Origin of the sequence: Bradyrhizobium sp. 149, assembly GCF_023073915.1 — a bacterium.
GTDB lineage: Bacteria > Pseudomonadota > Alphaproteobacteria > Rhizobiales > Xanthobacteraceae > Bradyrhizobium.
The window spans coordinates 838895-854216 of the sequence record NZ_JADPKK010000022.1; the positions used below are offsets into that span (position 1 = coordinate 838895).

15 protein-coding genes are annotated in these 15322 nt (G+C 64.4%); 7 read left to right on the plus strand and 8 right to left on the minus strand.

Annotated features, from left to right (window positions below; all coding sequences use genetic code 11):
* Window positions 1–29: 29 nt before the first annotated feature.
* Window positions 30–530 carry a hypothetical protein gene (locus IVA88_RS21630; RefSeq protein ID WP_247499198.1) on the plus strand — a complete coding sequence of 167 codons (501 nt, stop codon included), beginning with the start codon at window positions 30–32 and terminating at the stop codon, window positions 528–530.
* A 149-nt stretch (window positions 531–679) separates the two neighbouring features.
* On the opposite strand, the gene IVA88_RS21635 is transcribed toward IVA88_RS21630, so the two are convergent.
* Window positions 680–1372: a GntR family transcriptional regulator gene (locus IVA88_RS21635; protein WP_247499199.1), complete on the minus strand. Its 693-nt coding sequence runs from the start codon at window positions 1370–1372 to the stop codon at window positions 680–682.
* Between the two features lie 206 nt (window positions 1373–1578).
* Here IVA88_RS21635 and IVA88_RS21640 point away from each other — a divergent pair, with 206 nt between their 5' ends.
* The 4 genes from IVA88_RS21640 to IVA88_RS21655 all read left to right on the plus strand — a co-directional run bounded on the left by IVA88_RS21640 (window position 1579) and on the right by IVA88_RS21655 (window position 5459).
* Window positions 1579–2187: a TRAP transporter small permease gene (locus IVA88_RS21640; protein ID WP_247500381.1), complete on the plus strand. Its 609-nt coding sequence runs from the start codon at window positions 1579–1581 to the stop codon at window positions 2185–2187.
* Entirely contained in the window at window positions 2187–3452 is a 1266-nt protein-coding gene (locus tag IVA88_RS21645; RefSeq protein WP_247499200.1) for a TRAP transporter large permease, read from the plus strand. Before IVA88_RS21640 ends, IVA88_RS21645 begins: the two co-directional genes overlap by 1 nt.
* A 24-nt stretch (window positions 3453–3476) precedes the next feature.
* A complete protein-coding gene (locus IVA88_RS21650) occupies window positions 3477–4460 on the plus strand; it encodes a TRAP transporter substrate-binding protein (RefSeq protein ID WP_247499201.1) in 984 nt (327 codons plus the stop codon).
* A gap of 72 nt (window positions 4461–4532) precedes the next feature.
* Window positions 4533–5459, plus strand: coding sequence for a dihydrodipicolinate synthase family protein (locus IVA88_RS21655; RefSeq protein WP_247499202.1), 927 nt, complete (start codon window positions 4533–4535; stop codon window positions 5457–5459).
* 2 nt (window positions 5460–5461) lie between these two features.
* Here IVA88_RS21655 and IVA88_RS21660 read toward each other — a convergent pair whose 3' ends face one another.
* Genes IVA88_RS21660 through IVA88_RS21675 form a run of 4 tightly spaced genes read right to left on the minus strand, consistent with a single transcriptional unit; the run spans window position 5462 to window position 11185 of the window.
* On the minus strand, window positions 5462–6373 hold the full coding sequence (locus tag IVA88_RS21660; RefSeq protein WP_247499203.1) for a hydroxymethylglutaryl-CoA lyase: 912 nt from the start codon (window positions 6371–6373) through the stop codon (window positions 5462–5464).
* 2 nt (window positions 6374–6375) lie between these two features.
* A complete protein-coding gene (locus tag IVA88_RS21665; RefSeq protein WP_247499204.1) occupies window positions 6376–8379 on the minus strand; it encodes an acetyl/propionyl/methylcrotonyl-CoA carboxylase subunit alpha in 2004 nt (667 codons plus the stop codon).
* 4 nt (window positions 8380–8383) lie between these two features.
* Entirely contained in the window at window positions 8384–9988 is a 1605-nt protein-coding gene (locus IVA88_RS21670; RefSeq protein ID WP_247499205.1) for a carboxyl transferase domain-containing protein, read from the minus strand.
* 24 nt (window positions 9989–10012) lie between these two features.
* On the minus strand, window positions 10013–11185 hold the full coding sequence (locus tag IVA88_RS21675; protein ID WP_247499206.1) for an isovaleryl-CoA dehydrogenase: 1173 nt from the start codon (window positions 11183–11185) through the stop codon (window positions 10013–10015).
* Between the two features lie 110 nt (window positions 11186–11295).
* Here IVA88_RS21675 and IVA88_RS21680 point away from each other — a divergent pair, with 110 nt between their 5' ends.
* Complete coding sequence (locus IVA88_RS21680) at window positions 11296–12324, plus strand: AraC family transcriptional regulator (protein ID WP_247499207.1); 1029 nt, start codon at window positions 11296–11298, stop codon at window positions 12322–12324.
* A gap of 96 nt (window positions 12325–12420) precedes the next feature.
* Here the strand turns inward: IVA88_RS21680 and IVA88_RS21685 are convergent, their stop codons facing one another.
* From IVA88_RS21685 to IVA88_RS21695, 3 genes are all read right to left on the minus strand, one after another.
* Entirely contained in the window at window positions 12421–12720 is a 300-nt protein-coding gene (locus IVA88_RS21685) for a DUF3551 domain-containing protein (RefSeq protein WP_247499208.1), read from the minus strand.
* Between the two features lie 271 nt (window positions 12721–12991).
* Complete coding sequence (locus tag IVA88_RS21690) at window positions 12992–13477, minus strand: Lrp/AsnC family transcriptional regulator (protein ID WP_247499209.1); 486 nt, start codon at window positions 13475–13477, stop codon at window positions 12992–12994.
* A gap of 95 nt (window positions 13478–13572) precedes the next feature.
* Window positions 13573–13878 carry an ETC complex I subunit gene (locus tag IVA88_RS21695; RefSeq protein WP_247499210.1) on the minus strand — a complete coding sequence of 102 codons (306 nt, stop codon included), beginning with the start codon at window positions 13876–13878 and terminating at the stop codon, window positions 13573–13575.
* 260 nt (window positions 13879–14138) lie between these two features.
* Between IVA88_RS21695 and IVA88_RS21700 the strand changes: the two genes are divergently transcribed.
* Window positions 14139–15308: an OpgC domain-containing protein gene (locus IVA88_RS21700; RefSeq protein WP_247499211.1), complete on the plus strand. Its 1170-nt coding sequence runs from the start codon at window positions 14139–14141 to the stop codon at window positions 15306–15308.
* The last annotated feature ends 14 nt before the right edge of the window (window positions 15309–15322 follow it).

Sequence of the window (15322 nt, forward strand, 5' to 3'; positions counted from 1 at the left end):
GGCATCGTCCCGGCGAGATCGATCGCAATATGACGAAGCACACACTTGAAATGGATGCCGACACCTTCGCTTGCACGCAACTGTTGCACGAAGTCCGCGCAAATGAGCACTCGCCGCTCCTTATGGGAGGCACAGCCAAGCTGAAGACGCTCCTTGCAGCGATCTACATTCCACTCCGCTCTTTCGATCGAGGTTCCGCGTCGACCAAGCAGCTATTCGATTATAGCCATCCCATGGGCATTGTGCGATTTGCCCAGATCGGAGCTTGGTCGCAAGCATACGCAGATAAATTCAACTTTCTGAACCGCGAGCAATGTAAAGAGCTGTTCGTGCAATGTGTCGCTGCATGCGAGCCGTTGATGCGCGAGAACGGCGCGATCCCCTTTCATCCCGATACCGCAACTTTTTTCCAAGATTCGTTCGGCCCGTACGGAGAGAAAATATTGGCGCGGTGGGCAAAAATTAGACCTCAGTTAGAGCCGCACCTGCTTGGTGGTAGCTTATATCCCGCGCAGGCCGATCCAGCCTAGAGTTTGTGGCGCGGTATTGGCCGCGAGCGCAAAGGCGCCTCTCTTCGGGTCCTCACATTGAGACTTTGGGGTGGGAAGAAGCGCAAAGACGTGCTGACCATCTATCGCATTCGATGAAGACGTGGTGGGCACGCTTCGCTTTGCCTACCCTACAATTTCTCCTTGCGCCGTGACTTCGGCGCCATCGTGCTGCCAGCGACGACCTGCAACAGATCCTTGCGCACGGCCTCGATATGTCGTTCCAGGAAGCGGCAGGCCTCCTCGACCTTCTGCGCGCGGCAGAGCGCGATCAGATGGGCGTGCTCCTTCTCGGCAGTCCCCATCGCCTTGGTGTTGGAGAGCTGAAGCCGCGTATAGCGATCGCTGGTCTGGAGCAGCGACAACACGATGGCGCGGGTGCGGGGCTGCGGTGCGTGAACGTAAAGCGCCATATGGAAGTCGGCGTTGAGCTGCCCCCATTCGCTGACGTTGCGGGCCTTGATCGCCTTCTCGAAGCGCTTGTGGATGTCGTCGAGCCCCTCGAAATCCTCCGCCGTGAATCGGGGGGCCGAGTGTGCCAGCAACCGCGGCTCCAGGATCCGGCGCAGGTCGAAGACGTCGTTGATCTCGTCCAGCGACAGCTCCGAGACGATGGCGCCTTTCTGCGGAACGATCCGCACCAGGCCCTCCGCTTCGAGCTGAAACAGCGCCTCGCGCACGGGGATACGGCTGACGCCATAGGCTTCGCCAAGCGCATCCTGGCGCAATTGCGATCCGGCAGGATAAGTCCCGTCGAGGATTGCTTGCCGGAGCTGGTCGACGATCGCAGCCGACAGGGTGCGATGCTTTAGAGGCGCTTTCATCCGATCTTCCGTCCCTTCCCGACTCGGCCGGCCGGAACGGTCCCTGTCTTGCATGTTGAGGTCATTTCCGTTCCCGCAAAAAGCGCGTGCCCCGCCTTCGACGCAGGGCGCAATTCCATTTGACAGCCAAAATGTATAAATTATACATTCGGCCATCGCACGACAAATCTTGCGGGCAATGGGGCCTCTTCATGATCGAGCAGACGATGCCGGCCACGCGCGCGTTCAGCGTTCGACGCATGGTCGTCCGCGCCTCCAGCGCCCTGCTCGCCGTCGAGCGCATCGCATTGATGGGCCTGATGTATCTGCTCACCGGCCTGATCCTGGTCAACGTCGTCACGCGCTACTCGCATTTCCCGATCTACTGGATCGACGAATCCGCGGTCTATTGCGTGGTCTGGCTGACATTCGTCGGCGCCTCCGCGATGACGCGGCTGCGGCTCGATTTCGCGGTGACGATGCTGACGGAACGTCTTTCGCCCCGCGCCCAGAAGATCGCGAAGGTGATCTCGACCGGCCTCGTCGTCGTATTCGGCCTCGCCCTGATTATCACCTGCGTGCTCTGGATGGACCCGATTGGCCTCGCCCGCGCCGGTTTCGACGGGCGCAAGCTCGCGGCCGAGACCTTCAACTTCCTCTACACGGAGCGCACCCAGACGCTGAACTGGCCGACCTGGGTGGTTTATCTGACGCTGCCGATCTTCGCGGTGTCGATGACCGTTCACGGTCTCGCCAATTTGCTGGAAGATCTCGAATTGGTCCCGCGCACGTCACCGAAGGGTTTTGCGCTTTCCGAACTCGACGGCGTCAACTGATGATCACGTCAGCGGCCTTTCTCGCGATCATGCTGGTCGGCGTACCGATCGGCCTCTGCCTGTGCCTTGCCGGCCTGGTCTACATCGCGGCCTCCGGCAATCCGGTGCTATTCCAGTCCTATCCGCTCCAGCTGTTCGGCGGCGTCGACAGCTACGGCCTGATCGCCATCCCGCTCTTCATCCTGATCGGCGAGATCATGAACGGCGGCGGCATCACACGGCGCATCGTCGACATGGCGATGGCCTTCGTCGGCTCGCTGAAAGGCGGGCTCGCCTACGTCAACATCCTCGCCAACATGTTCATCTCCTCGATCCTGGGTTCTGCGACCGCGCAGGTCGCGATCATGGCCCAGATCATGGTGCCGGAGATGGAGAAGAAGGGCTATGACAAGACGTTTGCGGCGGGACTGACCGCCTATGGCGGCATGCTCGGTCCGATCATCCCGCCGTCGGTGATGTTCGTGGTCTACAGCGTGCTCGCGCAGGTCTCGGTTAGCGACATGCTGATCGCCGGCATCGTGCCGGGCGTCATTCTCACCGTGATGTTCTGCGTCGTCATCGCGCTGATGGGATACATCTACAACTATCCGCGCGCGGACTATCAGACGCCGCGGCAGCGCGTGGCGACGATCCTGCGCACATCGCCCACCCTGCTGATCCCGATCGTCATCGTCGGCACCATCCTCGGCGGTCTCGCCAACGCGACGGAATCCGCCGCCGTCGGCGCGGTTGCCGCAGCCCTGGTCGGAAAGTTCTGGACCAGGGAGTTCGAGTTCTCCCAGCTACCGCAGATGATGCTGCGCAGCGCGATCTATTCGGCGATCGTGCTGTTCCTGGTGGCCGCCGCGGCGGTGTTCTCCTGGGTCCTGATCTTCGGCAAGGTGCCGCAGGAAACCGCCGCCTGGATCCAGACGGCGGCCAAGGACCCGATCAGCTTCATGCTGATCTGCAACGTCATCCTGCTGGTGATCGGCACGGTGATCGACGGCATTCCCGGCCTGATCATGACGGTGCCGATCCTGCTGCCGGTCGCGACCGACGTCTATCACATCGATCCCAGGCATTTCGGCGTCGTGGTGGTGATCAACCTCGTGCTCGGCCTGTTGTCGCCGCCGGTCGGGCTCTGCTTCTTCGTCGCGGCCGCCGTCACCGGTGCCAAGCCCGGCAAGATGTTCATGGTGACGCTTCCTTTCTTCGTCATCTCCTGCGTCCTGCTGGTGTTGCTCTCGCTCTATCCGTCGCTTTCGCTGATCCTCATCAAATAGGCCCGTCCAAAAGGAAGCCCGACCATGCCGCTTTCACGCCGCCGCTTTCTCGCAGCCAGCGCCGCCCTGCCGCTGTTCGCGCCGTCGTTGGCGCTTGCCCAGGCCAAGGAATTCCGCCTCGGCCTGATTACGCCCAACGGCCATTCCTGGAACAAGGCCGCGCTCAAATTCGGCGAAGATCTCAAGGCGGCCACCAACGGCCGCCTGACCCTGACCGTGTTCCACTCCGGCCAGCTCGGCAACGAGCCCGCGATGATGCAGCAGTTGCAGTCCGGCGCGCTCGACATGGGCTTCATCCAGGCCGCCGAGCTCGGCTCGCGCGTGCCGCACATCGCAGCGATCAACGCGCCCTACATCGTCCGCTCGACGCCAGCGGTCGCCAAATTCGTGCGGCATCCGGCGGCCGTCAAGCTGTTCGAGGTGCTGCCGCAGGAGACCGGAACGATCGGGCTCGGCTGGGGCATCACCGGCATGCGGGCGGTATTCTCCTCCAAGGACCTGACGAGCCTCGCAGATATCCGCGGCATGAAGCTGCGCATCAATCCGACGCCGGTCTATCGCGATTTCTATTCCTCGCTCGGCGCCGCGCCAACGCCGATCCCGACGCCGCAGGTATTCGACGCGATGGCCAACGGCCAGGTCGACGGCCTCGAGGCCGACCTCGAATTCTCCTGGAACCAGCGCTTCGACAAGGTGTCGAAGGTGATCCTGCAGATGAACGCCGTCTTCATGCCGATGGCCGCGGTGGTCTCGGGCCGGGTCTGGCAGTCGCTTCCCGCGGCCGATCGCGAACTGATCGCCAAGACCATCAAGTCGACGCTGGACGCGCAGATTGACGAGCTCGCCTCAAACGAGCCCGCGTTGATCGAGAATTTCCGCAACGCCCCGATCCCGATCCGGCAGGTGCCGGCCGGCGACACCGAGGCTGTCATTGCCGAGTTCGACAAGATCTGGCTGCCGAAGGCACCTGTCCTCGCCGAGCTGCGCAAGGTCGGCGCCACGCTCTGATCCCACCCGCCATCCCTTTCAAAGCACCCGGCGGATCCAGCCCCCGCCGAAAAAGCCACTTGGAGTCAAACCATGAGCCGCCGTGTTTCCTGGGAAGGCGTCTTCCCGGCCGTCACCACGCAATTCCACGACGATCTCTCGCTCGACATCGACGCGACCGCGAAGGTCATGGACGGGCTGATCCGCGATGGCGTCTCCGGCCTGATCGTCTGCGGCTCGGTCGGCGAGAACACCTCGCTGGAGCGCAAGGAGAAGATTGCGATCATGGAGACGGCGAAGTCCGTCGCGGCCGGCCGCGTGCCCGTGTTGTGCGGTATCGCCGAATTCACCACGGCCTTCGCGGTCGAAACCGCGAAGGAGGCCGCGCGCGTCGGCATCGACGGGGTGATGGTGATGCCGGCCCTGGTCTATTCGTCCAAGCCGCATGAGACCGCCGCGCATTTCCGCGCCGTCGCTACCGCGACGGATTTGCCGGTGATGCTCTACAACAATCCGCCGATCTACAAGAACGACGTCACCCCCGACATCCTGGCCACGCTCGCCGACGTCGAGACCGTGGTCTGCTTCAAGGATTCGTCCGGTGACACAAGGCGCTTCATCGACACCAGGAACATGGTCGGCGAGCGCTTCGTGCTGTTCGCCGGCCTCGACGACGTCATCGTCGAGAGCATCGCGATGGGCGCGGTGGGGTGGGTCTCGGGCATGTCGAACGCCTTCCCGCGCGAAGGCGAGACGCTGTTCCGGCTCGCCAAGGCGGGACGTTATGCCGAGGCGATGCCGCTCTACGAATGGTTCATGCCGCTGCTGCATCTGGACGCGCGCCCGGACCTCGTCCAGTGCATCAAGCTGTGCGAGCACATCATGGGCCGCGGCACCGCGCTGACGCGCCCGCCCCGTCTCGCGCTGCTGCCGCAGGAGAAGGCCGAGGTCGAGGCCATGATGGCCAAGGCGCTCAAGAACCGGCCGCGCCTGCCCGATGTCGGGCTGAAGGCAGCGTAAGCCTAGTTCGTGACGCGCTTCTTCTTCGCGTTCAGCGCGGACGCCACGCGGCTCACCGGCGGCTTGCCCAGCACGCGGCTCATCTCGTTGATCGTGGCCAGCAGCCGGTCCATATCGACGCCCGTCCTGACTCCCATGCCCTCGAGCATGTAGACGACGTCCTCGGTCGCGACATTGCCGGTCGCGCCCGGCGCGTAGGGACAGCCGCCGAGGCCGCCTGCGGCGGCGTCGATGACACGGACGCCCTGCTCCATCCCCGCATAGAGGTTGGCGAGCGCCTGGCCGTAGGTGTCGTGGAAATGCATCGCGAGATTGGCTGCAGGGATGTTGGCGCTGACCGCGCGCAGCATCTGTCTGGCCTTGTCAGGCGTGCCGACCCCGATGGTATCGCCGAGCGAGATTTCGTAGCAGCCGAGCTCCCACAGCGCGTTGGCGAGATCGGCAACAGCTCGCGGCTTGATCTCGCCGTCGAACGGACAGCCCAGCACGCAGGAGATATAGCCGCGTACCTTGACACCATCGGCCTTGGCGCGCGCCAGCACCGGCTTGAACCGCTCGATGGACTCCGCGACCGTGCAATTGATGTTGGCCCGCGAAAAACCCTCCGAGGCCGCGGCGAACACGGAGACCACTTTCGCGCCGGCGGCGCGGGCGGCGTCATAACCCTTCTCGTTCGGCACCAGCACGTGAAATTCGGCGCCCTTCACATGGCTTATGCCGCGCAGCACGGCGTCCGAGCTCGCCATCTGCGGGATCGCCTTGGGCGAGACGAAGGCGCCGACCTCGACGGTATTGAGGCCGGCAGCGACCAGCGCCTCGATGAAGGCGATGCGGGCCTCGACGCTGACCGCCGTCTTCTCGTTCTGCAGGCCGTCGCGCGGCCCCATTTCGATGATGCGGACCTGATCGCTCATCTTTATTCTCCGGAAGGCTCGACCACGGCGAGCTCGACGCCCTCCTGGACGATGTCGCCGACCTTGCATTTGATGGACTTGAGCACGCCGGCATAGGGCGCCCGCAACGTCTGCTCCATCTTCATCACTTCCAGGGTGAGGATCGGCGCGCCCTTCTCGAGCTTGGCGCCCTGCTGCGCCAGCACGGCGACGACGGTGCCCGGCAAAGGCGCCGCGATCTTGTCCGCGCCGGCCTGCTCCTCCATCTCGCCGCCGAACGGGTCAACCCAGTGCAGGTCGAAGCGACCGTTGCGCGTGCGCAAATACAGCTCATGGCCGTGAATCACGGCCGCGACGAACGATTTGACGCCGTCGAGCGTGAGATCGAAACCGCCATCTCTCGGCACAACCGCAAACGCCAGCTCGCGTTCGCCGATCACGAGCGTCGACGGGCCGCTGCCATAGTTCAACGCGATTGTCTGCTCGGGCTCATGCCCAACGCGGAAGGAAAAATTGCGCTGGCGGCGGCCGACCGGCATCCAGCCAAAGGTCTGCCAGGGCGAATTCGCTTCCGCCTGCGCAGCCTGCCGTTCGTCGTTGATCACGGCGGCCACTGCGGCGCAGAGCTCGAGCTCGCCCGGCGCCGGCGTGGCCTGCGTCAGGACCGCCAGCTCGCGTTCGATGAAGCCGGTGTCGATTGCGTTCGCCCGCACCTCCGGATGCGTCATCAGCGCCGACAGGAAGGGGATGTTGGTGACGATGCCGCGGACGTCGGACTCCTCCAGCCCCCGGTTCAGCCGCTCGATCGCGACATCCCGCGTCGGCGCCCAGGCGATCATTTTTGCCAGCATCGCATCGTAGTACGGCGAGACCGCATCGCCCTCGCGATAGCCGGAGTCGATGCGCAGGCCGCCGGTTTCGGCGGGCAGACGCCAGGTAGATATCTTGCCCACTGACGGCATGAAATTCTTGGTCGGGTTTTCCGCGTAGACGCGCGCCTCGACCGCATGGCCGTTGAGACGGATCTCGTCCTGCTTCAAGGGCAGCGCCTCGCCGAAGGCGACGCGGAGCTGCCACTCGACCAGGTCGATCCCGGTAATCAGCTCGGTCACGGGATGCTCGACCTGGAGACGGGTGTTCATCTCGATGAAGAACACGTCCTTGCCGTCGGAGACGAACTCGATGGTGCCGGCGCCGACATAGTTGACGGCACCCGCCGCCTTTCGCGCGGCGGCACATACTGTCTCGCGCTGGGCCGCATTGAGCGTCGGCGACGGCGCCTCCTCGATCACCTTCTGGTGCCGGCGCTGCAACGTGCACTCGCGCTCGAACAGCGACAGCAGATTGCCGTGGCTGTCGCCGATCACCTGCACCTCGATGTGGCGGGGATGATCGACATATTTCTCGATCAACATGCGGTCGTCGCCAAATGCGGCCTTGGCCTCGCGCTTCGCGCTGACGATCGCAGGGGCGAGCTCGTCCGCTGAGCGAACGATGCGCATGCCACGGCCGCCGCCGCCGGCGGACGCTTTCACCAGGACGGGGAAACCGACCTTCCCGGCCGCCTTCGCCAGCGTCGCCTCGTCCTGGGCCTCGCCGTGATAGCCGGGCACCAGCGGCACGCCGGCCTTCTCCATCAACGCCTTGGAGCCGGATTTCGAGCCCATCGCCGTCATCATCGCGGCGGTCGGCCCGACGAAGACCAGGCCCGCATCGAAGCAGGCTTGCGCGAACTCGGCATTCTCCGACAGGAAGCCATAGCCGGGATGTATCGCCTCGGCGCCCGTCTTGCGCGCGGCCTCGATCAGCCGCTCGGCATCGAGATAGCTGTCGCGGGCGCGTGCGGGCCCGAGCAGCACGGCCTCGTCGGCGAGCGCGACATGCATCGCGTCGCGGTCGGCCTCGGAATAGACAGCGACCGTGCGCAGGCCCATGGCGCGCGCGGTGCGGATCACGCGGCAGGCGATCTCGCCGCGGTTGGCGATCAGGAGCCTGCGAAAACGGCGGTAGAGCTTTGAGCGGTCCATCGCATCACATCCTGAACAGGCCGAATTTCGTCGGTTCGATCGGCGCATTCGACGCCGCCGAGAGCCCAAGGCCGAGCACCAGCCTTGTGTCGGCCGGGTCGATCACGCCGTCGTCCCAGAGACGCGCGGTCGCGTAGTACGGATGCCCCTGGCTCTCATATTGCGCGCGGATCGGGCTGCGGAATGTCTCTTCGTCTTCTTTCGACCAGCTATCGCCCTTGGCCTCGATATTGTCGCGCCGAACCTGGCTCAGCACCATCGAGGCCTGCTCGCCGCCCATCACCGAGATGCGCGCATTCGGCCACATCCACAGGAAGCGCGGTGAGTAGGCGCGGCCGCACATGCCGTAATTGCCGGCGCCGTAGGAGCCGCCGATCACCACGGTGAATTTCGGCACCGAGGCTGTCGCGACCGCCGTCACCAGCTTGGCGCCATCACGCGCGATGCCGCCGGCTTCGTATTTCTTGCCGACCATGAAGCCCGTGATGTTCTGCAGGAACACCAGCGGAATGCCGCGTTGGCAGCAAAGCTCGATGAAATGCGCGCCCTTCAGCGAGCTCTCGCTGAACAGGATGCCGTTGTTGGCGATGATGCCGACCGGAAAACCCCAGACGTGGGCGAAGCCGCAGACCAGCGTCGTGCCGTAGAGCTTCTTGAACTCGTCGAACTCCGAACCGTCGACGATTCGCGCGATGATGTCGCGCACGTCGAACGGCTTGCGGCCGTCGACGGGCACCACGCCGTAGATCTCCTCCGCGGCGAACAGGGGATCACGCGGCGGATGCATGTTGAGGTTCGGTCGCACGGATGGCTTCAGCGTGCCGACGATGCGGCGGGCGATGCCGATCGCGTGCGCGTCGTTCTGGGCGTAATGATCGGTCACGCCGGATTGCCGGGAATGCACGTCGGCGCCGCCGAGTTCTTCGGCGGTCACCACCTCGCCCGTCGCCGCCTTCACCAGCGGCGGGCCGCCGAGGAAGATGGTGCCCTGATTGCGCACGATGATGCTCTCGTCCGACATCGCGGGGACATAGGCGCCGCCGGCGGTGCAGGAGCCCATCACGATGGCGATCTGCGGGATGCCCTGCGAGGACATCTGGGCCTGGTTGTAGAAGATGCGGCCGAAATGGCGCTCGTCCGGAAAGATCTCGTCCTGCAGCGGCAGGAAGGCGCCGCCGGAGTCGACCATGTAGACGCAGGGAAGATTGTTCTGCCGCGCCACGTCCTGCGCGCGCAGATGCTTCTTCACGGTCATGGGATAATAGGTGCCGCCCTTGATGGTGGCGTCGTTGGCGACAATCACGCATTCGCGGCCCGAGATGCGCCCGACCCCGGTCACGACGCTCGCCGAATGCACGTCGCCGCCATAGAGGCCGTAGGCGGCGAGCGGCGACAGCTCCATGAACGCGGTGCCGGGATCGACCAGCAGGTCGACGCGCTCGCGCGCCAGCACCTTGCCGCGCGAGGTGTGGCGGTTGCGCGAGACCTCGCCGCCGCCGCCGGCGACCTGGCTCAGCTTTTCGCGCAGGTCCGCGACGAGGGTGCGCATGGCCTCGGAATTGCGCGCAAAGTCCGACGACGACGTATCGATGCTGGAATGGAGCGGCATGTTGATTCCAATTGCGTGAAAGTTTTAAGCCGTCTCGGCCATCAATTCGCGACCGATCAGCATGCGCCGGACCTCCGAAGTGCCGGCGCCGATCTCGTAGAGCTTTGCATCGCGCCACAGACGTCCGACCGGAAATTCGGATGTGTAGCCGACCCCGCCCAGCGCCTGGATCGCCTCCCCCGCCATCCACGTCGCCTTTTCCGCAGAATAGAGGATCGCAGCGGCGGCGTCCTTGCGCAAGCTGCGCGCGTGATCGGCGCGGTCGCAGGCGCGCCCCACCGCATAGACATAGGCGCGCGTGGCCTGCCAGGTCGCATACATGTCGGCGAGCTTGCCCTGCATGAGCTGGAAGTCGCCGATTGGCTGCCCGAACTGCTTGCGCTCGTGCATATAGGGCACCACCGCGTCCATGCAGGCCGCCATGATCCCGAGCGGGCCGCCCGAGAGGACCGTACGCTCATAGTCGAGGCCGGACATCAGCACCTTGACGCCCTCGCCGACCTTGCCAAGCACGTTCTCCTCCGGCACCTCGCATTCGTCAAAGAACAGCGGATAGGTGTTGGAGCCGCGCATGCCGAGCTTGTCGAGATGCTGGCCGTGGCTGAAGCCCTTGACCCCTTTCTCGACCAGGAAGGCGGTCATGCCGCGCGGGCCCGCTTCCGGATCGGTCTTGGCGTAGACCACCAGCACGTCGGCATCGCCGCCATTGGTGATCCACATCTTCGAGCCGTTGAGCACGTAGCGGTCGCCGCGCTTGTCCGCGCGCAGTTTCATCGAGACGACGTCGGAGCCGGCGCCGGGCTCGGACATCGCGAGCGCGCCGACATATTCGCCGGAGATCAGCTTCGGCAAATAGCGATCGCGCTGCGCATCGTTGCCGTTGCGGCGGATCTGGTTGACGCAAAGGTTGGAGTGGGCGCCGTAGGAGAGCCCGACCGCAGCCGAGCCGCGCGAAATCTCCTCCATGGCGACGATATGGGCGAGATACCCCATGTTGGAGCCGCCATATTGCTCCGGCGCAGTCATGCCGAGCAGGCCGAGTTCGCCAAGGCGCTTCCAGAGGTCCGCCGGGAACAGATTGGCTTTCTCGATATCGGCGGCACGCGGGGCGATCTCCGCCTCCACGAAGGCGCGCAGCGTGTCGCGCAGCATGCTGATGTCTTCGCCCAGATCGAAATCGATGCTCGGGATGTTCAAGGCGATTCCTCCGTATTGGGGACCGAACCTAGCGGCATCAGGGCCCTTCTGCGGTCGAAAAGGTTGCATTTTCCGCCAAACTTGGCGAGGATTTTCCCAAAGGAATTTCGATGCCTTTTCAAGTCGCAACCGCGATCCCACGCCGCGCCGTGACCCCTGCCGCCTTCGTCCGCGGCGTCGTTGCCGCTTACGAACGCTACGGCCGCGATCCGACCGAGGCGCTGAGCCGGGGTCAGGTAGCGCCGGACCTTGTCAATTCTCCGGATGGGCGGGTCACGGCCGGCCAGTTCGAGGCGCTGGCGGGCCATGCCATGCGCGAGCTCGACGACGAGGCGCTCGGCTGGTTCTCACGGCGGCTGCCCTTCGGCACCTACGGCATGCTGTGCCGAGCCTCCATCACGGCCCCGACGCTGGAGGTCGCGCTCAAGCGCTGGTGCCGGCACCATCGTCTGCTCACCGAGGACGTGCTGCTCGATCTCGCGGTCGGCGAGGAGACCGCGGTCGTGTCCATCCGCGAGCTGCGCGACCTCGGACCTCTACGCGAATTCTGCCTGGTCACCCTGCTCCGCTATGTCCTGGGCTTTTCCTGCTGGGCTGTGGATTCCAGGATCGCGCTTCGCGCCGCGGAATTCCCGCACCCAGAGCCCCGTCATGTCTCGGTCTATCCGACCATCTTTTGCCGGAGCATCCGCTTCGACGCGGACTGCGCTTCCATCATCTTCGACAAGCGTTATCTGTCGCTGCCGCTCACCCGTAGCGCGGCGGACCTCGACAACATGCTCAAGGGCGCGCTGCGGCTGACCGTGCTGCCCTACCGGCGCGACCGGCTGCTGGTCGAGCGTGTCCGCCGCGTGCTCCGAAACGCGCGCGGACGCAGTCTCGGCGCCGAGGATGTCGCGAGCGAACTCGCGCTCTCTACCCGCACCATGCACCGGCGCCTGCGCGAAGAGGCAACCTCGCTGCGCGATCTCAAGGAAGAAGCAAAGTTCGAGCTCGCCAAGCAGGAGCTGATGCGCGGCCGCACCCCGATCAAGCGAATCGCGGAGATCGCCGGCTTCCGGAACGAAAAGAGCTTTTCCCGTGCCTTCCGCACCTGGGCCGGCGCCTCCCCGCGCGAATTTCGCAGCCGGTACCGCTGACGCGCGGGCGAGCGCGACGTCGCGTCCTTCAGAAGTTTACGGCCCCCGAGATGAACCTCGGAGGCCGCGATGTTTCGAACCGGCAGCGATGTCGGATCAGTTCGAGTTGGTCTGCCCGCCCGGACGAAGCTTGGTGCGCGACTGGGTCTGCTTCGGCTGGAAGGCAAGCGCGTCGGTCGAACTCTTCGCGCCGCCGCTTTGCGAGCACGAGCCGCCGATGCCGTGGGCCGCGGCACGGCAGGCCTCCATCGTCGGATAGCCGCAGCCGTGCGCGGCCTGGGCGCCGTTGGTGATGCAGTATTCTTCTGCCTGCGCAGCCGGCGCAGCCATCATGAGAAAGGCGGATGCAAACAGCGTCGCAGCTGATGCGACGAACGTCTTCGAGGTCGAGATCATGTTGTCTTTTCCTGCTTCAGGGTCCCACGGAAGAGGCCTCGGCATGCGACGCAGGCTGAGGTTCACCTCTCGCATGTAGGCCGGCGCGGGGAACCGGCAATCACGGCAAAGCGCATTGCAGGACTTCGCAAATCACATGTCACAGTTAGGTGAGCTACTAATCTTTTTATCCGTCCTATCCGAACTTGGTACCCCGGCAACGAAGCACTCCGCGCCTTCTGATTTTGGAATTCGTTGCGCGAGCCACGCTTTGTGACGCGTCGCTGCCGATCTATCCTGCCGCCGCGATCTCCTGCAACGGCAACGGCACGTCCTTCGCGACGCCCAGCACCGGGAAGCTGCGGACGTTCTTTACGTTCGGCATCGCCGCGAAATGCAGAAGTTGCTGGCGCATGCTCTCGACGCTCGGTGCCACGCATTTCAGGAGATAGTCGGTGTCGCCCGAAATCCGCCAGCACTGCTGAATGCGCGGGATCGCGGCGATCGAGCTCTCGAACGCCGCCAGCACCGGCTGGGCCTGGCTGCCGAGCTGGATAGAGACGAACGACACCACCTCGTAGCCGAGCAGCCGCTCGTCGATGACGGCCCGCACCGCCCGGATCACGCCGCGGCTGAACAGCGATTTTAGCCGCCGCAGGCAGTTCGGCGCAGACACGCCGACCCGCAGCGCCAGTTCGTTGTTGCGAACCCGCCCGTCCTGCTGCAGCTCGGCCAGTATCTTCAGATCGACGCCGTCGAGCTGGTCACGCCCCGCCATAGCCCACCTCGTCCTGAGCCCCTCATGCGAGGCAGCGAAGCACGCGGCAAAATCGCTGCCAAGGTCCCCCCGCAGGTCTGACCGCTAAAGTGGGCTCAGTGCGTCCAGGGCTCGCCGCGGCGGAACGAGAAATTGTCGGAATAGGCGACCGGCCGGCGCACCGATTCCTTGGGCTCGATCACCTGGTAGGCGATGCCCTTGCGCTCGCAATAGGCGACGGCCTCTTCCTTGCTGTGGAAGCGCAGCGTGATCTGCTGCTTCATGTCGCCGGACGAGGTCCAGCCCATCAGCGGCTCGACCGCGCGCGGCTGCTCGGGCTCGTAGTCGAGCTGCCATTCCTTGGTCTTCGACCGGCCGGATTGCATCGCGTTCTTGGCGGGCTTGAAAATGCGTGCGGTCATGGATGGTCCGGGCCTCTTGTTCGTCTTTTCGTTCGATTTCGATGCGTCACGGTAGCAGTTGGTGGAAACCGCGGGCATAGTATAGAGACACCTTTTGGGAACTGATCGGTGATTCCGGCCCCCGGGGATGGCTCGCCGACGGATATAGTCATTATGCTGCACCGTGACAATTGTGCACCCGCCTTCCGCGCCGGGATTCCGCCCGGCGCTACTGCCTCGCTGACATCGGCCTGTCCGTCCCCTCCGAAAGCTCCCGTCGCATGGCCTTCCTGAACATCAACGCCACGCTCCCCGAGAAGGGCCGTGACCTCAGGCTCGACCTGTTTCGCGGCATCGCGAACTGGGCGATCTTCCTCGACCATATCCCTGACAACGTGGTGAACTGGATCACCACCCGCAATTACGGCTTTTCCGACGCCGCCGACCTGTTCGTCTTCATCTCCGGCTACACCGCCTCCTTCGTCTATGCGCGGATGATGCTCGAGCGCGGCTTCCTCGTCGGTGCCACGAGGCTGACCAAGCGGGTCTGGCAGCTCTACGTCGCCCACATCATCCTGTTCGTGATCTACATCGCCTCGATCAGCTATCTGGCGCTTCGCTTCGGCGATTCCGAGATGATCAATGAGTTCAACGTCGCAGGCCTCGTCGACAACGCCACCGAGACGCTGCGCCAGGGCCTGTTCCTGCGCTTCAAGCCGCTCAATCTCGACGTGCTGCCACTCTACATCGTGCTGATGGGGCTGTTTCCGCCGGTGCTCTGGTTCATGCTGCGCAAGCCAGACCTGACGATGGTCTTGTCCATCGTGCTGTGGCTGACCGCGCGCCATTTCGGCTTGAACCTGAATGCCTATCCGGCCGGCCAATGGTACTTCAACCCGTATTGCTGGCAGGTGCTGTTCGTGTTCGGCGCCTGGTGCGCCATGGGCGGCGCGCGGCGTTCGATGACGCTGATCAACGCGCCGGTCACGCTCTGGTTCTGCCTCTTCTACCTCGCCTTCGCGCTGGTCATGACCATGGCCGGCCGCTTCCCGGTCCTCGGCGGCATGTTCCCGGAATGGCTGTTCTCGGCGTTCAACCCGAACGACAAGACCAACCTCGCGCCCTACCGCTTCATCCACTTCGTCGTGATCGTGATCCTGGTGATCCGCTTCGTGCCGAAGGACTGGCCGGGCCTGGAATGGAGAGGGTTCGACCCCATCATCGTGTGCGGCCAGCAGTCGCTCGCCGTGTTTTGCGTCGGCGTGTTCCTGTCCTTCGTCGGTCATTTCGAGCTGTCGATGAGCTCAGGCTCGCTGTTCGCGCAGATCTTCGTCAGCGTCGCCGGCATCGCGATCATGACGACGGTGGCCTATTACATCTCCTGGTCGAAGAGGCAGGACAAGCCGCTGAAGCCGCCGCCGCCCAAGCCTGCGGCAGCAAAGGCAGGCTGAAGGGACGGCAGCGA

Bases quoted from the DNA above. Each gene is read 5' to 3' on its own strand.
- IVA88_RS21680 (WP_247499207.1), top strand. From the start codon at position 11,296: ATGCCTTTTCAAGTCGCAACCGCGATCCCACGCCGCGCCGTGACCCCT.
- IVA88_RS21635 (WP_247499199.1), bottom strand. From the start codon at position 1,372: ATGAAAGCGCCTCTAAAGCATCGCACCCTGTCGGCTGCGATCGTCGAC.
- IVA88_RS21645 (WP_247499200.1), top strand. From the start codon at position 2,187: ATGATCACGTCAGCGGCCTTTCTCGCGATCATGCTGGTCGGCGTACCG.
- IVA88_RS21690 (WP_247499209.1), bottom strand. From the start codon at position 13,477: ATGGCGGGGCGTGACCAGCTCGACGGCGTCGATCTGAAGATACTGGCC.
- IVA88_RS21660 (WP_247499203.1), bottom strand. From the start codon at position 6,373: ATGAGCGATCAGGTCCGCATCATCGAAATGGGGCCGCGCGACGGCCTG.
- IVA88_RS21700 (WP_247499211.1), top strand. From the start codon at position 14,139: ATGGCCTTCCTGAACATCAACGCCACGCTCCCCGAGAAGGGCCGTGAC.
- IVA88_RS21685 (WP_247499208.1), bottom strand. From the start codon at position 12,720: ATGATCTCGACCTCGAAGACGTTCGTCGCATCAGCTGCGACGCTGTTT.
- IVA88_RS21670 (WP_247499205.1), bottom strand. From the start codon at position 9,988: ATGCCGCTCCATTCCAGCATCGATACGTCGTCGTCGGACTTTGCGCGC.
- IVA88_RS21655 (WP_247499202.1), top strand. From the start codon at position 4,533: ATGAGCCGCCGTGTTTCCTGGGAAGGCGTCTTCCCGGCCGTCACCACG.
- IVA88_RS21630 (WP_247499198.1), top strand. From the start codon at position 30: ATGACGAAGCACACACTTGAAATGGATGCCGACACCTTCGCTTGCACG.
- IVA88_RS21695 (WP_247499210.1), bottom strand. From the start codon at position 13,878: ATGACCGCACGCATTTTCAAGCCCGCCAAGAACGCGATGCAATCCGGC.
- IVA88_RS21650 (WP_247499201.1), top strand. From the start codon at position 3,477: ATGCCGCTTTCACGCCGCCGCTTTCTCGCAGCCAGCGCCGCCCTGCCG.
- IVA88_RS21640 (WP_247500381.1), top strand. From the start codon at position 1,579: ATGCCGGCCACGCGCGCGTTCAGCGTTCGACGCATGGTCGTCCGCGCC.
- IVA88_RS21665 (WP_247499204.1), bottom strand. From the start codon at position 8,379: ATGGACCGCTCAAAGCTCTACCGCCGTTTTCGCAGGCTCCTGATCGCC.